General features: G+C 67.1%; 15 protein-coding genes and 1 pseudogene. 4 read left to right on the forward strand and 12 right to left on the reverse strand.

Features of this window, described 5'->3' with window-relative positions:
• Positions 1 to 390: 390 nt before the first annotated feature.
• The gene (locus AB0953_RS27510) at positions 391 to 3546 is read right to left on the reverse strand and encodes a trypsin-like peptidase domain-containing protein (RefSeq protein WP_366862362.1); all 3156 of its coding nucleotides are present in this window, start codon (positions 3544 to 3546) and stop codon (positions 391 to 393) included.
• Here AB0953_RS27510 and AB0953_RS27515 point away from each other — a divergent pair.
• A complete protein-coding gene (locus AB0953_RS27515) occupies positions 3472 to 3630 on the forward strand; it encodes a hypothetical protein (protein ID WP_366862364.1) in 159 nt (52 codons plus the stop codon). The genes AB0953_RS27510 and AB0953_RS27515 overlap by 75 nt on opposite strands.
• A 44-nt stretch (positions 3631 to 3674) precedes the next feature.
• Here AB0953_RS27515 and AB0953_RS27520 read toward each other — a convergent pair whose 3' ends face one another.
• Positions 3675 to 4025: a CU044_2847 family protein gene (locus AB0953_RS27520; protein WP_366862260.1), complete on the reverse strand. Its 351-nt coding sequence runs from the start codon at positions 4023 to 4025 to the stop codon at positions 3675 to 3677.
• A 224-nt stretch (positions 4026 to 4249) separates the two neighbouring features.
• Positions 4250 to 7386: pseudogene (locus AB0953_RS27525) on the reverse strand (Tn3 family transposase).
• A 615-nt stretch (positions 7387 to 8001) separates the two neighbouring features.
• On the opposite strand from AB0953_RS27525, the gene AB0953_RS27530 reads away from it, so the two are divergent.
• Positions 8002 to 8619 (forward strand): hypothetical protein, encoded by a 618-nt coding sequence (locus AB0953_RS27530; protein ID WP_366862261.1) that lies wholly within the window; start codon positions 8002 to 8004, stop codon positions 8617 to 8619.
• Positions 8573 to 9496 carry a zeta toxin family protein gene (locus AB0953_RS27535; protein ID WP_366862262.1) on the forward strand — a complete coding sequence of 308 codons (924 nt, stop codon included), beginning with the start codon at positions 8573 to 8575 and terminating at the stop codon, positions 9494 to 9496. Before AB0953_RS27530 ends, AB0953_RS27535 begins: the two co-directional genes overlap by 47 nt.
• Before the next feature lie 657 nt (positions 9497 to 10153).
• On the opposite strand, the gene AB0953_RS27540 is transcribed toward AB0953_RS27535, so the two are convergent.
• The 9 genes from AB0953_RS27540 to AB0953_RS27580 all read right to left on the reverse strand — a co-directional run bounded on the left by AB0953_RS27540 (position 10154) and on the right by AB0953_RS27580 (position 16306).
• Complete coding sequence (locus AB0953_RS27540) at positions 10154 to 10717, reverse strand: hypothetical protein (RefSeq protein WP_366862263.1); 564 nt, start codon at positions 10715 to 10717, stop codon at positions 10154 to 10156.
• Positions 10718 to 10722: 5 nt separating this feature from the next.
• Positions 10723 to 11082 carry a recombinase family protein gene (locus AB0953_RS27545; RefSeq protein WP_366862264.1) on the reverse strand — a complete coding sequence of 120 codons (360 nt, stop codon included), beginning with the start codon at positions 11080 to 11082 and terminating at the stop codon, positions 10723 to 10725.
• A gap of 52 nt (positions 11083 to 11134) precedes the next feature.
• A complete protein-coding gene (locus tag AB0953_RS27550; protein ID WP_366862265.1) occupies positions 11135 to 11896 on the reverse strand; it encodes a recombinase family protein in 762 nt (253 codons plus the stop codon).
• A gap of 213 nt (positions 11897 to 12109) precedes the next feature.
• A complete protein-coding gene (locus tag AB0953_RS27555) occupies positions 12110 to 12688 on the reverse strand; it encodes a hypothetical protein (protein WP_366862266.1) in 579 nt (192 codons plus the stop codon).
• A gap of 23 nt (positions 12689 to 12711) precedes the next feature.
• On the reverse strand, positions 12712 to 13974 hold the full coding sequence (locus AB0953_RS27560) for a hypothetical protein (RefSeq protein ID WP_366862267.1): 1263 nt from the start codon (positions 13972 to 13974) through the stop codon (positions 12712 to 12714).
• A 2-nt stretch (positions 13975 to 13976) separates the two neighbouring features.
• Entirely contained in the window at positions 13977 to 14717 is a 741-nt protein-coding gene (locus AB0953_RS27565; protein WP_366862268.1) for an ATP-binding cassette domain-containing protein, read from the reverse strand.
• A 113-nt stretch (positions 14718 to 14830) separates the two neighbouring features.
• The gene (locus AB0953_RS27570) at positions 14831 to 15238 is read right to left on the reverse strand and encodes a hypothetical protein (protein ID WP_366862269.1); all 408 of its coding nucleotides are present in this window, start codon (positions 15236 to 15238) and stop codon (positions 14831 to 14833) included.
• A gap of 166 nt (positions 15239 to 15404) precedes the next feature.
• On the reverse strand, positions 15405 to 15800 hold the full coding sequence (locus AB0953_RS27575; protein ID WP_366862270.1) for a hypothetical protein: 396 nt from the start codon (positions 15798 to 15800) through the stop codon (positions 15405 to 15407).
• A gap of 104 nt (positions 15801 to 15904) precedes the next feature.
• Positions 15905 to 16306, reverse strand: coding sequence for a hypothetical protein (locus AB0953_RS27580; RefSeq protein ID WP_366862271.1), 402 nt, complete (start codon positions 16304 to 16306; stop codon positions 15905 to 15907).
• 743 nt (positions 16307 to 17049) lie between these two features.
• Between AB0953_RS27580 and AB0953_RS27585 the strand changes: the two genes are divergently transcribed.
• On the forward strand, positions 17050 to 17358 hold the full coding sequence (locus AB0953_RS27585; RefSeq protein ID WP_366862272.1) for a hypothetical protein: 309 nt from the start codon (positions 17050 to 17052) through the stop codon (positions 17356 to 17358).
• Positions 17359 to 17361 lie beyond the last annotated feature (3 nt).

The following is a 17361-nucleotide window of genomic DNA, read 5'->3' on the forward strand; positions in this document are numbered from 1 at the left end:
GTGCCGATCGACGACCTGCTCGCCGCCCTGGCCGGCCCACGGGCCGAGGAGCGGCACGACGCCGGGGCCGTGCGGCATCTGATGGGCTGGAAGACGCGCCAACGCCAGAAGCGGGACGTCGCCAGCCTGCCCGAGCTACTGCGCGCCCGACTGCTGGCGCACGCCCGCCGCTCTAGGGACTCCGACAAACAGCGCCATGGATGTCCATCGGCGGGCGGCAGCGTTTGGTGTACGCGGCGACGGGGGCATCGGCGTCCAGGCGGTCACCCTCGTCGGGCGCGAAGCGGCGAGCTCGCGCGCTCCTGCTCTGTACGTCTTTCACCGAGGTGGTCTCGTATGGGCAGGGACTGCAGCAGGGGCGCGACCGCCCACTGCTCGGTCCGGATCGTCTCAGCCGCTACCAGAGGTTGGGCATACGGGCCCTCGGCTTGGATGGTATGCCTCTCGTTCCTCTGGGGTGAAGTCGCGTTTGACGGTGCGACAGATTTCTTGAATTGCCCCGGCGGGGGAGAGAATGACTACGCTCTGCAGTTGTACGGTGCGATCAACGCTTCCGGTGGCAAGGGTGCGCCCGTCGGGGCTGAACGCCACCGACCAGACTGCGGCCGTGTGCCCAACGAGGGTTGCGCGGAACGTGCCGGTGGCCACATCCCATAGCCGGGTAGTCTTGTCGGTGCTGGCGGTGGCGAGGGATTTTCCATCGCGGTTGAACGCCACGGACTGGACTGCGTCCGTGTGCCCGGTCAGGGCGAAGCGGGTCCGGGACCTGCCTGTGACGACCTCCCACAGTCGTACCGTGCGGTCAACGCTTCCGGTGGCGAGGGTGCGTCCGTCGGGGCTGAACGCCACGGACTGCACTGCGCCCGTATGCCCGGTTAGGGTGGCGAGGATTTTGGCCGTTCCACTGTCCCACAGACGCACGGTGGTGTCGGCGCTTCCGGTGGCGAGGGTGCGTCCGTCGGCGCTGAACGCCACGGACTGCACTGCGCCCGTATGCCCGCGGAGCGTGCGGGTCGTGCTTGTGGCAAGGTCCCACAGTCGTACCGTGTGGTCAACGCTTCCGGTGGCGAGGGTGCGTCCGTCGGGGCTGAACGCCACGGACTGCACGGCACCTGCTTGTTTGGGCAGGACAGAACGGGACTTGACTGGGTCCACGTCCCACAGTTGTACGGTGCCGTTCTCGCTGGCGATGGCGAGGATGCGCCCGTCGGGACTAAAGGCCACTGACAGCACAGCGCCTGCGTGTTTGGGCAGAACGCGGGGCTTGCCTGTGACGGCGTCCCACAGTCGTACGGTGCGGTCGCTGCTGGCGGTGGCTAAGGTCCGTCCATCGGGGCTGAACATCACCGAATTCACTGCGCCGGAGTGCCCGGTCAAACGGCGCCGTGAGGGACTACCTGCAGCGGATTGCAGGCTTGCGATGGACTCTGCAGTGCTGCTGGTCCGATATGCCTCGACGGCCAGCAGCGAGGCGAGTTCAGGGTTGGCGCCAATGAGCGTGTCAGACTGGACGGCGAACTGCCGGGACTGTGCTGCTTGGCGCTGGGCGGTCGCCGTCCGCCACTGCCACACGGCGCCTCCCCCGGCGAGGAGTGCCAGGAGCATGACGACCGCCAGCGTCGCAAGAGCTGTGTTGAGGCGCCTGGTTCGTCGGATAGCCGCCTCTTGTCGCTGCTTGCTGGCCATGATGAACGCCGAGATTTCGCCCGGCAGCCGGCGTTGCCGCGCCCATTCCAGCCCTTCCGCGAGCGCTGTTCCCCCGAGCAGGTCCCCTGGATCTCCCTTCTCGGCGTAGCTGGCATGCCGTTCACGGGTCCGGTCGAGCCAGTCGTGGAAGCGGTGATCCTGCCTGACCCACTCGCTCAGTGTTCCCCAGTCCCGGATGAGCGCATCATGGATCAGTTCGGCTACCGGCTCCCCGGGAGTCGCATCGGGGTGTTGGGGGTCGCGCAGCGTCTGGGTAGTGATGATGCGATGACGCGCGAGGGCGGCCAGGACGGTGTCGACGTCGCTGTCGGGTGCACCGTCGGGGCCCGCCGCCAGGTCGCGCAGTTCGTCGAGGGGGACTTGTGCGCGGACGGCCGGGACACGGCGTCTGCGGTCGGCGGGTTTCACCAGTGAGGTAAGGATGCGTCGTGCGGTGAGCTGCTGATCGGGCGGGAGTTCGTTGAGGGCGCTGTCGCACCAGGTGGTCAGGCTCCCGCTGACGGCTCCGATGCGACGGTAGGATTCATGGGTGAGGTGGCCGTTCTGGCGCCGGACCCACAGCTGGCTGAGTGTCAGCTCCAGCAGGGGTAGAACGGTCGCGGGTGCCTGTTGGGTGGGCGCCTCCTCGGGATTGGCGGCCAGGACGTCGGAGACGATCCGCTCAGGCAGTCCTGGCTCGAAATGGAGACCCACGTCCCGGGCCGGGAGGGTGATGATGTCGTTCAGGTCTCGCTGGTTCAAGGTGCCCGGAACATTGAGGAGCCCCGAGGTCGCTGCTTTCAGCAGCCCTGGTGCCAAGGCTGCCAGCTGGGGATAAAAGTCGTCCCGCATGACCAGGATCACGCTGAGTGCGGCATGTGAGTCGACCGCTGCGGCGATCTGGTCCGCGACGGCCTGCTGGCTCCGCCGATGGCCGTCGGCCGTCTGGACGAAGAGCTCTTCGAACTGGTCGATGATCAGCAGGATGCGCTGATGGTTGGGCTCGGCTGCCAGCCGACGAGTGACCGCCCCAGCAATGCCCTCGGTGCGGGCTCCCGGCAGCCCTGCACGTTCGATCTCTGCCGCCAAGTCCTGCCTCGGCCGTGCGATCAGCGCTAGCCACCGATCACTCCCCGGCAGTTCCCCCTCCGACAGCTCCCGCAGAACCCCCGCTTGGATCAGCGACGACTTGCCCGACCCCGACGGCCCCAGCAACAGCGTCAGCCGCCGCTGCTGTGCCAGATTCGTCACGACCTGCTGTACCGCCTCCTGCCGGCCCTGGAACCACCGTGCGTGCTCCGCGGTGAACGGCTCCAGCCCCCGATACGGGCATACCTCCCGCTCCACCAGCTCGGGCAGGATTCCCCGCAGTACCTGCGTCGGAGTGACATACGCGACGCCCTGTCCCCGTTCGAACTCGTCGGGCGCGGCGATCTCCGTGAGCATGCCGATGACCAGGCCGGTCACCTCGTCGAGCACGGGCCCGCCGCTGAACCCGGTGGTGAGATCGTTGGCCGCGGTGAGCTGCAGGTGCGCACTCCGGCTGCCCGAGCCCGGCAGCAGATCGCCGGCCACGCCGAAGCCAAAGTGTCCTTCCGGCGGGGCCTGTGCGGGGAATCCGAAAGAGCGCACCTGGTGACCCCGGCACCCCTCCGCGGAGCCCAACGGCAGCGCCCGCGCCCCAGCCGGCATGCTACTCAGCCGGATGAAGGCCACGTCCTCGTCCTGCGTCGCGCGCCACAGCTCGCCCAGAACATGGCCCTCCACCTGACCCACACCCCTCACATGAGGGAAGGCCACCTGCACCGCAGCCCCCGGCCGGCCTCCGGCCGCTTCGACGACGTGCGCGCAGGTAACCACGACCCTGTCGGACACCAGGAACCCAGCCCCGGCCACCGCTCCACCGGGCCGGAGCACCTGGACCATGGCGGTGAGCAGGTCTGATGCAGTGCCGTCAGCCGGTCCCTTCTCCGTGCCAGTCACCGGGATCAGTCCGTACCCGTACCTGCGTGAGGATGACCGGAGCCGTCACCCTGCCAGGAAACGGTCACCTTCAGGTGACAGCCGGCCTGGCTCTTGGTGATCACGGCTCCGGCCTCGACAGCCAAGTCGACGCCGAACTCGACAGTGATCTGGTCGGGGCGGGCCCTGCGCAGCTGGCCAAGGGTGGCTCGGACAGCCTCCGTGACCGGCTCCAAGGCCCCTTCCAGAGTCACCGGCAACTCGCGTACGACGTCACCGATACGGCCAGCCTTCACCGGCCCGTCCCACTCGGCCTGCTGCTCGACCAGAATGCAGCCTCCGCCCTCCAGCGGAATCCGGGTCAGAGCTGCCAACACGCCTCCGTCGTCGATCGTGGCCCCGCACCTGGGATCTTGGCCAGCGCGCTCTGCATAGCCGCACGCTAGAGCGATGCCTACGCCGAAGGCTGTGCCTGCCCCGATTGAAGGCCCTGACATCACCCGGAAGGGCGAGGCCCACCTTGGACTGACCGCTGTGAGCTGGCCTGAGTACCGCGCCTGAGCCGTCCATGACATTCAACGGCGGTGGCTCTCAGGCATATTCAGTCCTCCGCGCCGTCCTCGTCATCATCGAGACCGGCCGCGTCTGGGTCACGTAACGGTCGCAGAGCCCCGGCGGCCGGGACGCTGGCGGCGAAGCTGTAGCGGCCCAGCACGTTGAGATTGCGGTGCTTCAGCGGGGACAGCCGTGCGATGTCCTCGTCGCGGATCTCGTGGCCCTCGGCGCGCAGCTGGGCAACGGCGGCGTCGATGTACCGGGTCGTCCAGAGCACCACCGCGTTCAGGACCAGGCCGAGCACGCCGAGCTGGTCCTCCATCCCGTCCCGGTACGCCTGGTGGATGGTGCCCTTCTTGCCGTGGCAGATGTCCCGGGCGAGCTTGTGGCGGGACTCCTGGACGGTGAGCTGCTTGTGCATCTGCCGCCGGTAGGTGTCGTCGACCGGGTCGACGACGGCGAGCAGGTGCAGGGTCTTGGCGATGCGCCTGTACTCGGCGAACGCCTGCCCCAGCGGCGTGGGGTGCCCTTCGCGGCCGAACATTCGCAGCAGCTCGTAGGCGCGGACCTGGTTGGTGACCAGGGAGCCGGCCACCCGCAGCATGTCCGGCCAGGCGGTGATCACCTTCTTCACACTCACCTTGTTGCGGGCAATGGCCTCCAGCGGCCCATAGCTGCCCAGGGCCTCGCTGCCGGCCATCTGGGCCTTCCAGAACCGCTGGTCTTCGAGGTCCTTGAAGCGCGGGGAGAAGCGGTAGCCGAGCATCTTGAAGATGCCGAAGACCATGTCGGAGTAGGAGGCGTTGTCGGTGGCGACCATCTCCGGCTTCACCCCGCCGTCCAGGTTCAGCAGCGCATCCAGGATGAATAGCGAGTCGCGCGGGGTGCCGGGCACCACCATCTGCCCGATCCCGATCACCTGGTCGTTGATCGCGTTGAGCCAGGTGATGCCCTTCTTCTTCGCGAAGTACTTGGGGCTCGGGGCGGCATTGATCGTGCGGACGGGCACGACGAAGCGCAGGCCGTCGACGGAGGCGAGCAGTCCCTTGCCCCAGAACTGCACGACGGGCAGCTTCGCCTGGGCCTCGATCAGGGCGGCGTTGGCCGCGGCGATGGTGTCGGCGCGCAGGTAGTACTGGTCGACGTGGACCAGGCGGGAGCGGGTCAGGGCCTCGATGTTCGGGTTGGTGACCGGAGTCATCCCGATGTTGCACGCCTCCGAGACCAGCAGCGCCACCACGGAGGTGGTGAGGTCCTTCATACGGGTCTTCCCGTCGCCCAGGTGCACGAAGGCGTCCAGGAACCCGGTCCAGGCGTGCACCTCGAACAGCAGGTCCGGCAGGTCGATCTTCGGGAGCATCTTTTCGACCCGCTTGCGCAGCCAGGCAAGCGACTTCGGCTCGCCCAGCGCGTGGAGCTTCTCTACGTTCAGCTTCGCCCGCCCGTTCGGCTGCACCTCGATGCTGATCTTCGCGTCGGCGCCGGCCTCCTCCAGCCGCTCGGCCATCTGCTTCCACGCCGCGTCCAGCACGGCGACCAAGTCCCGAAGGTGCTGCTCGGCGTCCTCGTCCAGGCTCAACCCCGCCAGCACGTCCTCACGCACCGCCTCCCACTCCTTGCCGTCCAGCAGACGGGCGCGCGGGTCCGACCAGCGGTGCGAAGGAGAGGCGAAGACGTCCCGGCGCTTCAGCGCACGGAAGAACTGCTCCAGCACGCACACCACGTACGCGTCACGGTCCACCGCCCCCTCCGGCAGTTCCGCGTTCGCGTACACCGCCTTGCGCCACACCGGCGGCACCAGCTTGTCGTCGATCTCCCTCGGCAGCAGCAGCTTCTCCGTCACTCGCCGCCTCGCGAGGGCCGGCAGCCGCCGCACACCGGTCAGCACCCGCTTGCCGCCGGTCGCCGCGTCCAGCGCCTTCGACTCTCCCAGTAGCGCCAGGAACGGCTTGACCGTGTTGTAGCGCAGCGCCAGCGCACTGCGCATGGCGATCTCCGCCGAGTCGTCATCCTCCGGGACCAGCTCACTACCGTGGCGGCCGCGCTGGACAGCTCAGTCCGGGGCGCGATCTCCTCCAGCGCCCGCCACAGCGCAGCCACATCCACGTCGCAGCCGGTCTCCTCTAGGAGCTCCAGCTCCTCGATGAACATTTTCGACGCCCTGGCCACGATCCTGGATGCCTTCTCCAGCTGCGGCAGGGTGGACAGGCGTTCCTTGTCCGTGGCCCGCTTCGTGGTGCTGATCAACCGAGTGGCCATGAGGATCTCGAACAGGTCCAGCGCGTCGTCGATCGCCTTGGCCTCCAGGTGCCGCATTACCGCGGTGAGCATCGCCGTGCGCTTCGGCTCCGAGGCCCGCTCCAGCTTCGGCGCCTTTGTGCCCAGCCCGTACCGGGCCAGAGCCGCCAGCCGGTTCGGCGGGATCTTGTTCAGCTTCACCCGCCCCAGCTGGAACGCGGCGATCTCATCCACCCGCTGGAGCGCGTTCTTCATCGCGGTGCCCGTGGTCCGCGTCGGCGGCCGGCGCAGCTGCTCCAGGTACGAGTACCGCTTGCCCTCCGGCGTCTTCAGCAACGCCACCAGGTCCCCAGGCAGCGCCGGGTCCGCCCGCCAAGCGGCCTTGGCAACCCTGGCATGCAGCCGCTTCTCCGCGATCGCACGGACCTCCGCCACCTGCCGCGCCAGCACCGACACGCCCGGCAGCAGCACCCGGTTCCTGCGCAGCCAGCCCACCGCGTGATCGAACAGAGCCTTCGGCCCCTCCGCGTGCGTCGTCCACGCCCGCCCGTGCAGGAACGCCCGGAACTTCCGGCCCCACCCGTGATCCTCGAACTGGTGGTAGCCGTACGCGTCGCGGATCTCCCACGCGTGCTCGTACGCCGTCGGCTTGCGCTCGGTATACCGCTTGACCTGCGAGACGTCCTCGATCTCCAGCTGCTCGGCCAGATGATCCACCACCGGCCACGGCACATCCAGGGGGTCCTCCAGGAACAACCCGATGTACCGCACCGTGCAGATCTGGAGCGCGAAGCCGAGCCGGTTGTAGTCCCCGCGCCGCTTCCCGATCAGCTTCCGGTCCTCGTCATCCAGGAAGAAGAACCGCTCCAACTCGGGCCTCGTCGGCTCCTCGGCGAACTTCCCGTACGCCTCAGCCTGCTCATCAGTCAGAAATTCCACCGGCATGCGGCGGACGGTAACCACGCCCCGACCGTGATCGAGGATCTTCCTCCGAACCCCCGCACCGGACTGATCATCTGTGCTAGGCGACCAAGATCAAGTGCTTAGGGTTAATGGCTGTTCCGTTGGTCCCCAAGGCCGATTCGGAAGCGGGCTCGTACCGAGGCCGACGCGGCGGGGCGCCCAGCTGGACCGTGGACCGGTCCCTCCTCCTGATCCGGGAGGTCAACGCCCGCAGCAGGCAATTCCTGGAGGCGGCTGGTCGGCGACGGCTGGCTCGACGGGTCGGCCACGCCTTCCACGGCCCCTCCGAGACCCTCACCAAGGCCATCAAACGCAGGGCGGAAAAGGAGTGCGGGCCCACCGATATCACCCGCCACTGCGCCTCACGCCCCCCGGTCCCACGGGCTGGTCCAAGACCGGCGACCCTCTTGACTCGGCCTGGTGCCCGCCTTCCGTGAGGCTCCTAGCCCGCACGGCCACATAGGCGTGCGGGTCCCTTTTCCGCACCGAGGGACTCGCATCGCGTAGTCGGCGGTGGGACCCTGAATGTAGGCGCCTCGACGACCCTCTCGGGCTCAGTTCCCGAGACGTGGTGGGTATCTTAAGAAGGGTCTACTGATGGGTGACGACACCACCAACGATGACGCGTGCGTCGGCGAAATGATGTTCGATGAAAACGATCACGCCCTCGGTCGGGTCGAGTCGGTTCGCGAAGATAAAGACGGGCACCGCTATGCCGTGCTAAAGCTGCCCTATGGGCACCGCGCACCGATCCCCCTGGAGCGTGTTACACGCGAGAGGAACCACCTCAAGGTCGCGTACGACGAGCGGCGCGTATTCTTCGCCCCCACGGTTCACGAGTCGCGCAGCCTCACGGACGAGGAGACGGAACACCTGGACGAATATTACAACCTGGTAAGAGGGGAATACAAGAAGCCTTTGGATATCGCTTACGCGTACAAACGCGAGAAGCTCGACCGGGATGCAACCGTGAAGATGCTGGCCGATTGGGCATATATCCCGGGAAGAAAATCGGATGAACCGGCCCCTGACTTGCTGGACGATCCACCGGTCTGGCCAGCTGGAACAATTCACGACGTAGAAACGGCACTCGATCTCGGCTGGATCGATGAACGAATGTACGACGAAATCCTCGAACTCATGAGCGTCGAGCCCGATCAGGATGGGAGTGGGCAAGGTGACCTCAATATCACTGCCGACCCCGAGCCCGAGTGAAATCAAAAGACACCACGTGGCGCTTGAAAGAGAAACGCTGAGGGGCGATCTGGCTGAGTTCTCCAAATATGCAACCGTACTCCAGCCGCACTGGTTCAAAGAGGAGAGCGGCGAGTACGCCTGCCTCAAGGCCCGTCGAGACCTTCACAAGCGCGTGAAGAAGCGGCTCCGCAAAGAGCAGGGCTCAGCCTCTGAGCACAAAATTGCGATAATCATGGCTGGCCCGCCCGGCGCCGGAAAGTCCCATCAGGCCAGCAAAGTAATGCAAGAGATCGACCCCGGTGCCAGGTGGCGAAAAATCGACCCCGACTACCTGAAGGACCTAATACTGGAAGAAAGCTGCAGTGACCACACGTTCGAAGACATAGTCCCGCCACGACTGCGAGACAGTGAACCAGACAGGGCCTATCCGAGAGAGCTTGCGGCGCTCGTTCACAAAGAATCAACCGACCTCGCACAGCGGATACTCAGCGTATCCATAGTGACAGGCGAGAATCTTTTGCTCGACCGCACGCTCAAAACCTACCAAAACGCCGCGGACCTTGTTGCCCTTTTGATTGAACGCTCCTATAAGGTCTTCATCTTCGACATGGAGACAAGCCGCACCGTATCCGTCGACAGCGTCTACAATAGATGGGCCGATGGCTATCGGAAAGCCGAGGAAAATTTTCGAGTGGGAGGCACCACGGTTTGCAGGGAAATGGGCGGCCGCTTCGTCCCCCCAATCATCGTGAAAAATGCATTCACAAATGCCCTCGTCTCGCACTGCAGCAAGGTAGTCGACGCCCTCGAAAGCAGGAATAGTTCAGTCCTGTGTCGGCGCTACTGGAGAGCATCCACGACAAGCGGTCCGGTTCTCAAGCTTTCGAAGTCATAGGCTCCGCAGACCGGCCGCCCGACAGCGGAACCGGGAGACCGCCGCCTGGGGTTTCTTCCCCGGAGGCCGACGCCTGCGGCGGGTCGGAGCAATACGGTTGGCGCCAGCCGCGACGGCGCCCATGCGCTGACCTGCGAAAACGACGGAACCGTAACGGGAACCGTGGGGCGGACGTATATGAGGTGAGGCTCAACGCCCCCTCGTCGTCCCGCACAAGGAGACGCCCCTCCATGAGCACCGTCACGGCCCGTTGGCGCGGGCCACCTGGATATCCCCTCCGCCGTCCCCTGCCGTCGAGGCGGCGCTGGACGCGGCGTACGAGACGCACCGCCGCTTCCGGCACGGCGCCTTCGCGGAAGCCTGCCCCACGTGCCACGTCCCGGCCGGTGAGCTGTGCTTGGCCCGGCGGACCGTTCAGACCGTTCACCCCGCACGCCGGGAGCTGTCCCGCCGGAACGCAACCGCCCTCGTTCCCCTCCTTGTGGCGCGGTCCCGAGGAGCGCCCTCGCGGTCGAGGCGCCGGCCGCCCCGGCGTGGGCTGGGCGCGGCATCGCGCGGACGGTGCCCACGGGCTGACAAGGCCCTGTTCTCGTATAGCTAGGCCAGGTGGCGTGTAGCCCTGCGTAACGACCAGGGGGGTGTGGCATTGACGGGCCTTCAGCGTTGGGGCTCGGCCTCCAGGTCACTGACGCGCTTCTCGTACTCGCGTCGAGCCTTGCGCTGGGCCGGGACTGCGGGGAGGCCCTGGCCGCCATCGAGCGGCTGGCAGCGGGCGAGGAGCTGGCGGTGTACGGCGGGGACAGCACTGACACGCAGGGTGTAGCCCTGGCAACGCCGTACGGTCGCCCCCTGGTCGAGCGCGGCTCGCTCGGCGGGCTCCAGCTCGGTGGTGCGGAGGTAGTCGGCGACCTTGCCGGGCATGTCGATGGTGACCGGCAGCTCCGGGGCGGGCGCGTCCTCCTCAAGGGCGGTGCGGTCGGGCATGAGGTCGGCGACGGCCGTACGGATGGCGCCGCGGCTGACGCCGTGGTCGCGGGCGAGGGCGGCGATGGACCGCCCTTCCAGGTACGCGGTGCATACGTCGCCGGTCTGCGCGGCCGCGACGGCGGGGCGGCGCCCGCCCTTGCTGCCCTTGGCCTCGGCGGCGCGCAGGCCGTCGTAGGTCAGCTCGCGCTGGAGGTCGCGCTGGAGTTCGCCGGCGGCGGCGAGGGTCTGCACCATGAACTTCACGGTGGACAGCAGCTCGCGGTGCGCGGGTGGCGGGCGGTGAGGTCCATGGCGGAGAACGCGCCGTCGTGGATGCGCAGGGCGAGGCGGTCGCGGTGCAGGACGTCGAGTACGTCGAGGATGTGCTGGTTGCCGCGCACGAGGCGGAACATCTCGGACATGTGCACGGTGTCGCCCGGGCGCGCGTACGTCAGCAGCTCGCCGAACTTCGGCCGCTGGAGCGGGTGGAGGCGGCTGGAGGTGCCCGGCTCCTCCTCGAAGACGACCGGGTCCTCGATCCCGGCCTCGTGAAGGACGAGGTCCTGCCGGGCGGTGGACTGCTGATCCGTCGAGACCCGTTTGTAAACCAGGTTCGCCACCGAGGGGCCCCTTCCGTACGGAGGATCGGACCCTATCTGTCGTCAAACCCTGTCAGCAATCGCCATCGGAACTGATTGGATTCCCGCCGCCGCGAACCCCCGGATTCCACGGGTTCATTGGACGCGTCGGCCGCCTGTCGGCAAACGACTCCACCGCCCCGAGCAGCGGCGCGAGCATCCGCCGCCAGTGCGCCGAGGACGACCGCAGCACCGTCCGCACCCGGGCCTTGTAGCGGGCCTCGTTCGCCGCGGCCTCCGCCGCCAGCGCCTTGAGGGTCTTCTCCCCGCCGACCACCGGGAAAATCACCCGCCGCACGATGCCCGACGGCTCCGACAACGCCGCCTCCGCGACCCGCAGGAGCATCGCCTCCTTACCGCGGACCTTCTTCAGCTCCGCCCCCAGCTCCTTGTTGACCTTCCGCTCCGCCCGCGTGTTGATCTTCACTACGAGCCGGATGAACAGGTCCACCAGCGAGTCCGGGTGTGAGTAGTTGCGGTACAGGATGTAGCGCTGAGATTGATCACGGTCCTGAGCTGGGTGCAGGCCGCGCCGCTGGAGGACTTCCCGGATCTGGATGACGTCCTTGGTTGAGCGGAACAGCCGGGCGGCGTCGGCGATGCGGATGGTGTCGCCGACCGCCGCGTCATCGAGCAACCGGCGGAACCCCGTCCGATTGATCGCGTAGACCCTGGAGGAGGTGGCCGGGTCCTCGTACTTCGGGGCGCCGGACTTGAGCAGACTGTCCAGAGCATGGAGTTGGCGAGCATTGGTCTGCTTGTCGGTGGAATGCCGCAGATACAGACGGTCTGTCATGTACCGTCCCCCTCCAAGTCGGTGGGCGCCGGAACGCGACTTTAAGGGGGCGGAATAGGGGAGGCGCAATTACGGAGCGAACCGGATTGGATCGAAACCCCGAAATGCCCTGGTATAGCCGTCTTTCGTCAATGGATCGGCGACCGGGGGCGTAATCGACCGATTCCGCCCCCACACGGCATTCGACCGGACGGGGGCATCGGTATAGAGCGGTCAGCCTCGTCGAAGTCGAACAGGGCCAGTCGTGGGTGGTTTCGCGAAACTGAGGGCACACCCTGCGGCCAGGAGGGCGACGCCGGCGGCGAGCGCCGGGCCTGAGTTGGGGCGGTGCAGGATGAGGGCCCATGGTTCTGCGCCGCCGCCGGCGCGCCATCCAGCGGCGGCGCAGACGAGCGGGAAGACCGCGGTGAGGGGTGCTGCCACTCGGTGGCCGACGATCGGGTTGAGCAGCAGAGCAATGCCCAGATAGACGGCAGTGTTGCGGCCGACCGCAACCGCGATGCCGGTGAAGCCCAGGACGTGCGCGAGGCTGGTGATGGTGAGGGCGGCTGTGGCGAGTCCGATGGCGAGGGCGGTGTCCCAGCGGTGTATGGGGCGCACGGCGGTGATCTCGGTCGGCGTGGTGGCGCGGCCGGTTCCGTTGATCCACAGCACTGCGGGGAGGACCGTGATCAGGTCTGCCAGGAGAAACTTCCCTGCCTGGCCGGCCAGGACGGGTATGGGAATCTCGACGTTGCCGATGACGAGGCTGGCAAGGGCGGTCAGCAGAGTGCAGACGACCAGTACCGCCACGGCGCGCGAGCGGAGCCACCAGATCACCGGGCTGCCCCAGTCGGGTCGAGGCGCGGCGGCTGGTCGCAGGTGGTCAGAGCCTGGCGGTTGGCTTCGTACCAGGCCAGCTGCGCCTCGCGGGGCTGTTGCAGCACCTTCTGAGCGAGGGCAGCCTCATCGGGCCTGAACCGGCCCGGCTGGGGCGGGGACTGGGTCGCGACACCCGTGATCCAGGCCACCAGGGGTCCACGAGCGGGGTAGGCGGCGAACTTACCCGTGGTGCGGGCACACTCCGGAAGCGGGGGCAGCACGGCGTTCGCCATGTTGGCCGCGAGGTCTTCAAGGCGTGGAACCTCGTTGATGCCGAGGGTGGTCTCCCCGGGCTTGGGCCTGCGGTTCTGTGTCAGAGTCGCAGGGACGGGCAGTCCGGCCTCGGTCATGCGGGCTGCGTAGGTACGCGTCTGCTGTACGACCTTGTTGTGATCGGCGGTCTCGGGCCAGAGGCAGATCTGCGGTCGTTGCCGTGTGTCGCAGACCAGCTCGGAGGCATCGCGGACGATGACCGGGTCGTAGCCGAGAGGCCTGGCCACGGGTATGGCGACGGCGACGGCGCCGGCAACCAAGACCAGCGCGAGCGCAGCCGTAACCCGCGTTGCACGATGGATGACGGCCAGGGCCGCGGCACACACGACCGCCGCGAAGAGCACTGCCACCCACACGGCCCGCTGGCTGATGACGGTCCCGACGGAGCAGCAGCTTCCGAAGCCGCCGGCGACGAGCTGGCGAGGCCATGAGCTTTCCCAGGAGGCAGGGAAGGCCATAAGGAAGAAGCCGGTGATGAGGCCGAGCGGCGCAGCGGCCAGGCCTGGCAGGAAGGAGCCGAGAAGGTACCCGGCGAGGGTGTTTGCCGCCAGCAGCAGCCCCTGCGCAAGGAGCATGCCCAAATGCGAAAGGGACGGGGCCGCGCCGACGGCGGTGGAGGAGATGGCCAGCGCCACTGCCATGCCGCCGACGCCCATGAGCCAGACCGGCACGAGGAAGGGCAGTGCGATGCCCAGTCGGCTGCGTACAGGGGCCTGGTCGAAGATCCGGCCGCGCTTGAGGCGGGCGGCTTCCCACGCGGCACTCCCCGCGCACGCGGCGGCCGCGAACGGCAGCGCCATGGACGCCTTGCCGAGGGCTGAGGGGCCGTAGCCGTGGGTCACGAAGCTGGTCAGCGTGTCGTTGAGCAGGAAGGCCACAAACGCGGCAAGCAGGAAGAACATGACCGTCGCGGAGGACGAGCGTACGAGGGTGCGGGTCAGCATCGTCAGATCTCCTGCCCGACCAGCAGCGCGTAGGCGGCTTCCGCCCGTTCCCGGCTCCCCCCGGCAGCCGGGGCGAGGGCGTGGAAGTCTGCCGGGCTCGCCTGGAAGCGGACGTCGCCCTGGTCCAGCACGATGACCTGGTGATAGAGGTCGGCGAGGTCCTCGGTCTGGTGGGTGGAGACCAGGACCTGCACCTTCTGGCAGAGATCTGCCACCAGCTGGCGGAACATCTGGCGCTGCTGCGGGTCGAGTCCCGCGGTCGGCTCGTCCATGAGGATCAGCTCACTGCGATGGGTCAGGGCGCCGGCAATGCCGATGCGTCGTAGCTGGCCACCACTGACCTGATGGCTCTTGCGGTCTGCCAGCTTGCCCAACCCGACCTGCTCGATCGCCCTCGCCGATGCCTCCCAGGACGCACCGCGGCCCATACCCTTGAGCCACGCCGCGTAGGCGACCTGCTCGCGCACGGTGAGACCGGGAACGGGCGTGATGTGCTGGGGTATCCACGCGACGCGCTTGCGGTAGGCGGCCTGTGTGCGGCGATCGGGGCGCACCCTGTTGAAGCTCACGGTCCCGGCGACTGGTTTCAGTTGGGATGCCGCCATGGCCATCAGGGTCGACTTGCCCGCACCGTTCGGGCCCAGGAGCACCGTCGCGGGGGCGTCGACCGTCAGGGTTAACCCGGTGAACACCGGCGCCTGCCTCCCGTACCGGAAAGCGATGTCATCGAATACCAAAGCCATGTTCACAGCGCGCAATCCGCCGCCCCCAGGGGCGGCAAGGTAGTGGGACTATGGTCAGCGGGGGTGTCCCGACGCTGAGACCGCCGGGACACCCTCTTGCCAGGAGCCTGCTGCTACCAGCCGATCTTCACGTAGTCGACCCACAGGTAGCCCCCGTTGAGGAGGCTGTCCAGCCGGAAGTAATAGACGCCCGCATCGTCGGGGTCGTTCCAGTCGACCCACCCGCAGTAGTTGACCCGGTAGCCCTTGTTGATGTCGGGACGGAAGTCCTGGTGCTTCCAGAGCTGGAGGCCCGCTCTGTTGAAGCCCATGCTCGAATCAGTGCTGCAGCCCTGGAAGTACACGCCCGTCCAGGCACCGTCGTGGTTGTTGTCCGTCCAGCGGCTGGACTCCTTGCCCGGAGCCCACTGGGTGATGTACGTCTCGCGCGAGCCCTCGGCCTGCGCGGGGCTGGCACCGACCAGGCCCACCAGAGCGACACCGGCCATCAGGCCAGCAAGCTTCTGACGATTGATGTCCATGCTTGTCCCTTCGAATCGAGCACCCTCGGATCGATCAGAGTGCGGAGGTGAATCGGGCATACGGCGGCCTGCCCTCGCTGATAGCGCTGCATGGGCAGGAGCAAGATTGATGTGCCGAACCCGTCGAAGATGGAAGTGGAAGCCGTGAGCCTCCTGGCGGACGGCGCTACCAGCCGATCCTGACCTGGTTCACCCACAGCGCCTCCCCGTTGGCGAGGCTCTTGAGTGCGAAGTAATACTGCCCAGCGTCGTCGGGGTCGTTCCAGTCGACCCAGCCGCAGTAGTTGGTACGCGAACCCTTGAAGACGTCAGGGTTCCAGGAGACGTCCTTGTAGAGATGCAAACCCGCGTACGAGAAGTCGGCGTCCGTGGAGCAGCCCTCGAAGTAGACACCCGTCCAGGCGCTGTCCGAGTTGCTGTCGTACCAACGGTTCGACTCCTTGTGCAGGATCCAGCCGTTGATGTAGGAGGTGCGCTCCGATTCGGCGTGCGCCGGCAGGGCGCCCGCAACACTGATCAGGAGCGCGCCGGCCAGCAAGCCGGCTAATCGATGGCGTAACACTGCGTCGTTCTCCTTCCATGACGAAAGAGCCTGCGCCCAGGACTGCCAGAGGCCGCGTCAGGGCCCAGTGGTGGGTCGTACAGCTGCGAAAGTTCGTTTCCAGGCTAAAAGCCGACCGTCACCTTGTTGACCCACAGGCGGCTTCCGCTGCTGAGGCTCTCCAGCACGAAGTAGTACTCGCCGGCGTCATCGGGGTCGTTCCAGTCGACCCAGCCGCAGTAATTGGTGCGCGAGCCCTTGCTCGGGTCCGGCTGCCAGTCCACGGCCTTGCGCAGCATGAGACCTGCCTGATTGAAGGCGCCATTGGTCGAGCAGCCCTCGAAATAGACACCGGTCCAGGCACCGTCGGAGTTCCTGTCCGTCCAGTGACGCGACTCGTTGCTCACGTACCAGTTGGAGATGAAGGTGTCGAAGGATCCCTCGGCGTAGGCCGGGGTCACGGCGGCAGTGCACAGCAGCGTCACGCCGGCCATGATGCTGGCAGCGCGTTGAAGATGGATCTTCACTGATCTCCTCCCCGTGTCACATGCCCCGGGGCAGGGGCCAGCAACGCGCCTGTCCCCCGAGATCATGCACGAAATCGAACGTAGTGCCGGAAGATCTCGTTCCACCGTGCACGGACGACAGATGGCCGGAAACGCCCAACCGGGCAGCCACCTGCAAACGTGCAAAGGGCAAAGGCCGGGTGAGGTGCGAGGGTCCTCAGTCGCTTCTCGACATTGGCCAGGAGTGATCCACCCTTCACGCGTCGCCTCACCGACCCAGATGGTCGAGTTGCGCCTGTTGCGGGTGTTTCAGGTGCAGTTAGCGAAGCTACTGAAGGCTGCCGTCGGCTCAGCAGCCGCATGGGTCGACCCAAGGGCGGCGCGTTCGGCCCCGCGCGCGGAAACGGCGTACCCGCGACGCAGGGTGTAGACGTTGAAGAGGGTAGAAGACGAGGTGAGCCCCAAAGGGGACGTCATCCCCACCCACTGGCCCGCCCACCGCTGCCAGGCCGCCCCATGTCGGGACAGCCTGAACTGCACCCGCCGCTGGGACTGGTCACGGTCACAGACCAGCCACCGGACCGTCCTGGACACCCTGCGCAGCGGGCGGTGGCCCTTCTCGTCGAGCTGGGCGAGCTCGTCGCTCATAGTCGACGGTGATCGAGCCGTGGTAGTTCACCGCAGAGCTGCGGGCCGGCGAGATGCGGGCAAGCACATCGGCGTCGACCGATGTTCCCCAAGGCCGGTTCACGACCGTCAAGGAGATGAAGCGGTTCGACCGCAACACCCGCAACCGCGCCCGCCGCCGGGTTCCCGTCGACGGCTGGAAGACGCAGCACACCGAAGCGGCCCCGGCCAGGCGGCCCGCCACGAAGCCCAGGCCGCCGAGCCGCGCTGTCGGCACGGCCGGCCTCTGCGCGTGCCCTCAACCGCATCTCACGGCGGTGATCTCCGGCCATACGTATTTGGCGGAACCCTGCGAGCACATAACTCCGGCCGCCGCCATCTACACGGCCTCGTGCGGAACCTGCGGCGGCACATACGACAAGCCGTGGCGCCGCATTCGGATCTGACCC

Source organism: Streptomyces sp. NPDC046866, from assembly GCF_040704625.1.
Lineage (GTDB): Bacteria > Actinomycetota > Actinomycetes > Streptomycetales > Streptomycetaceae > Streptomyces.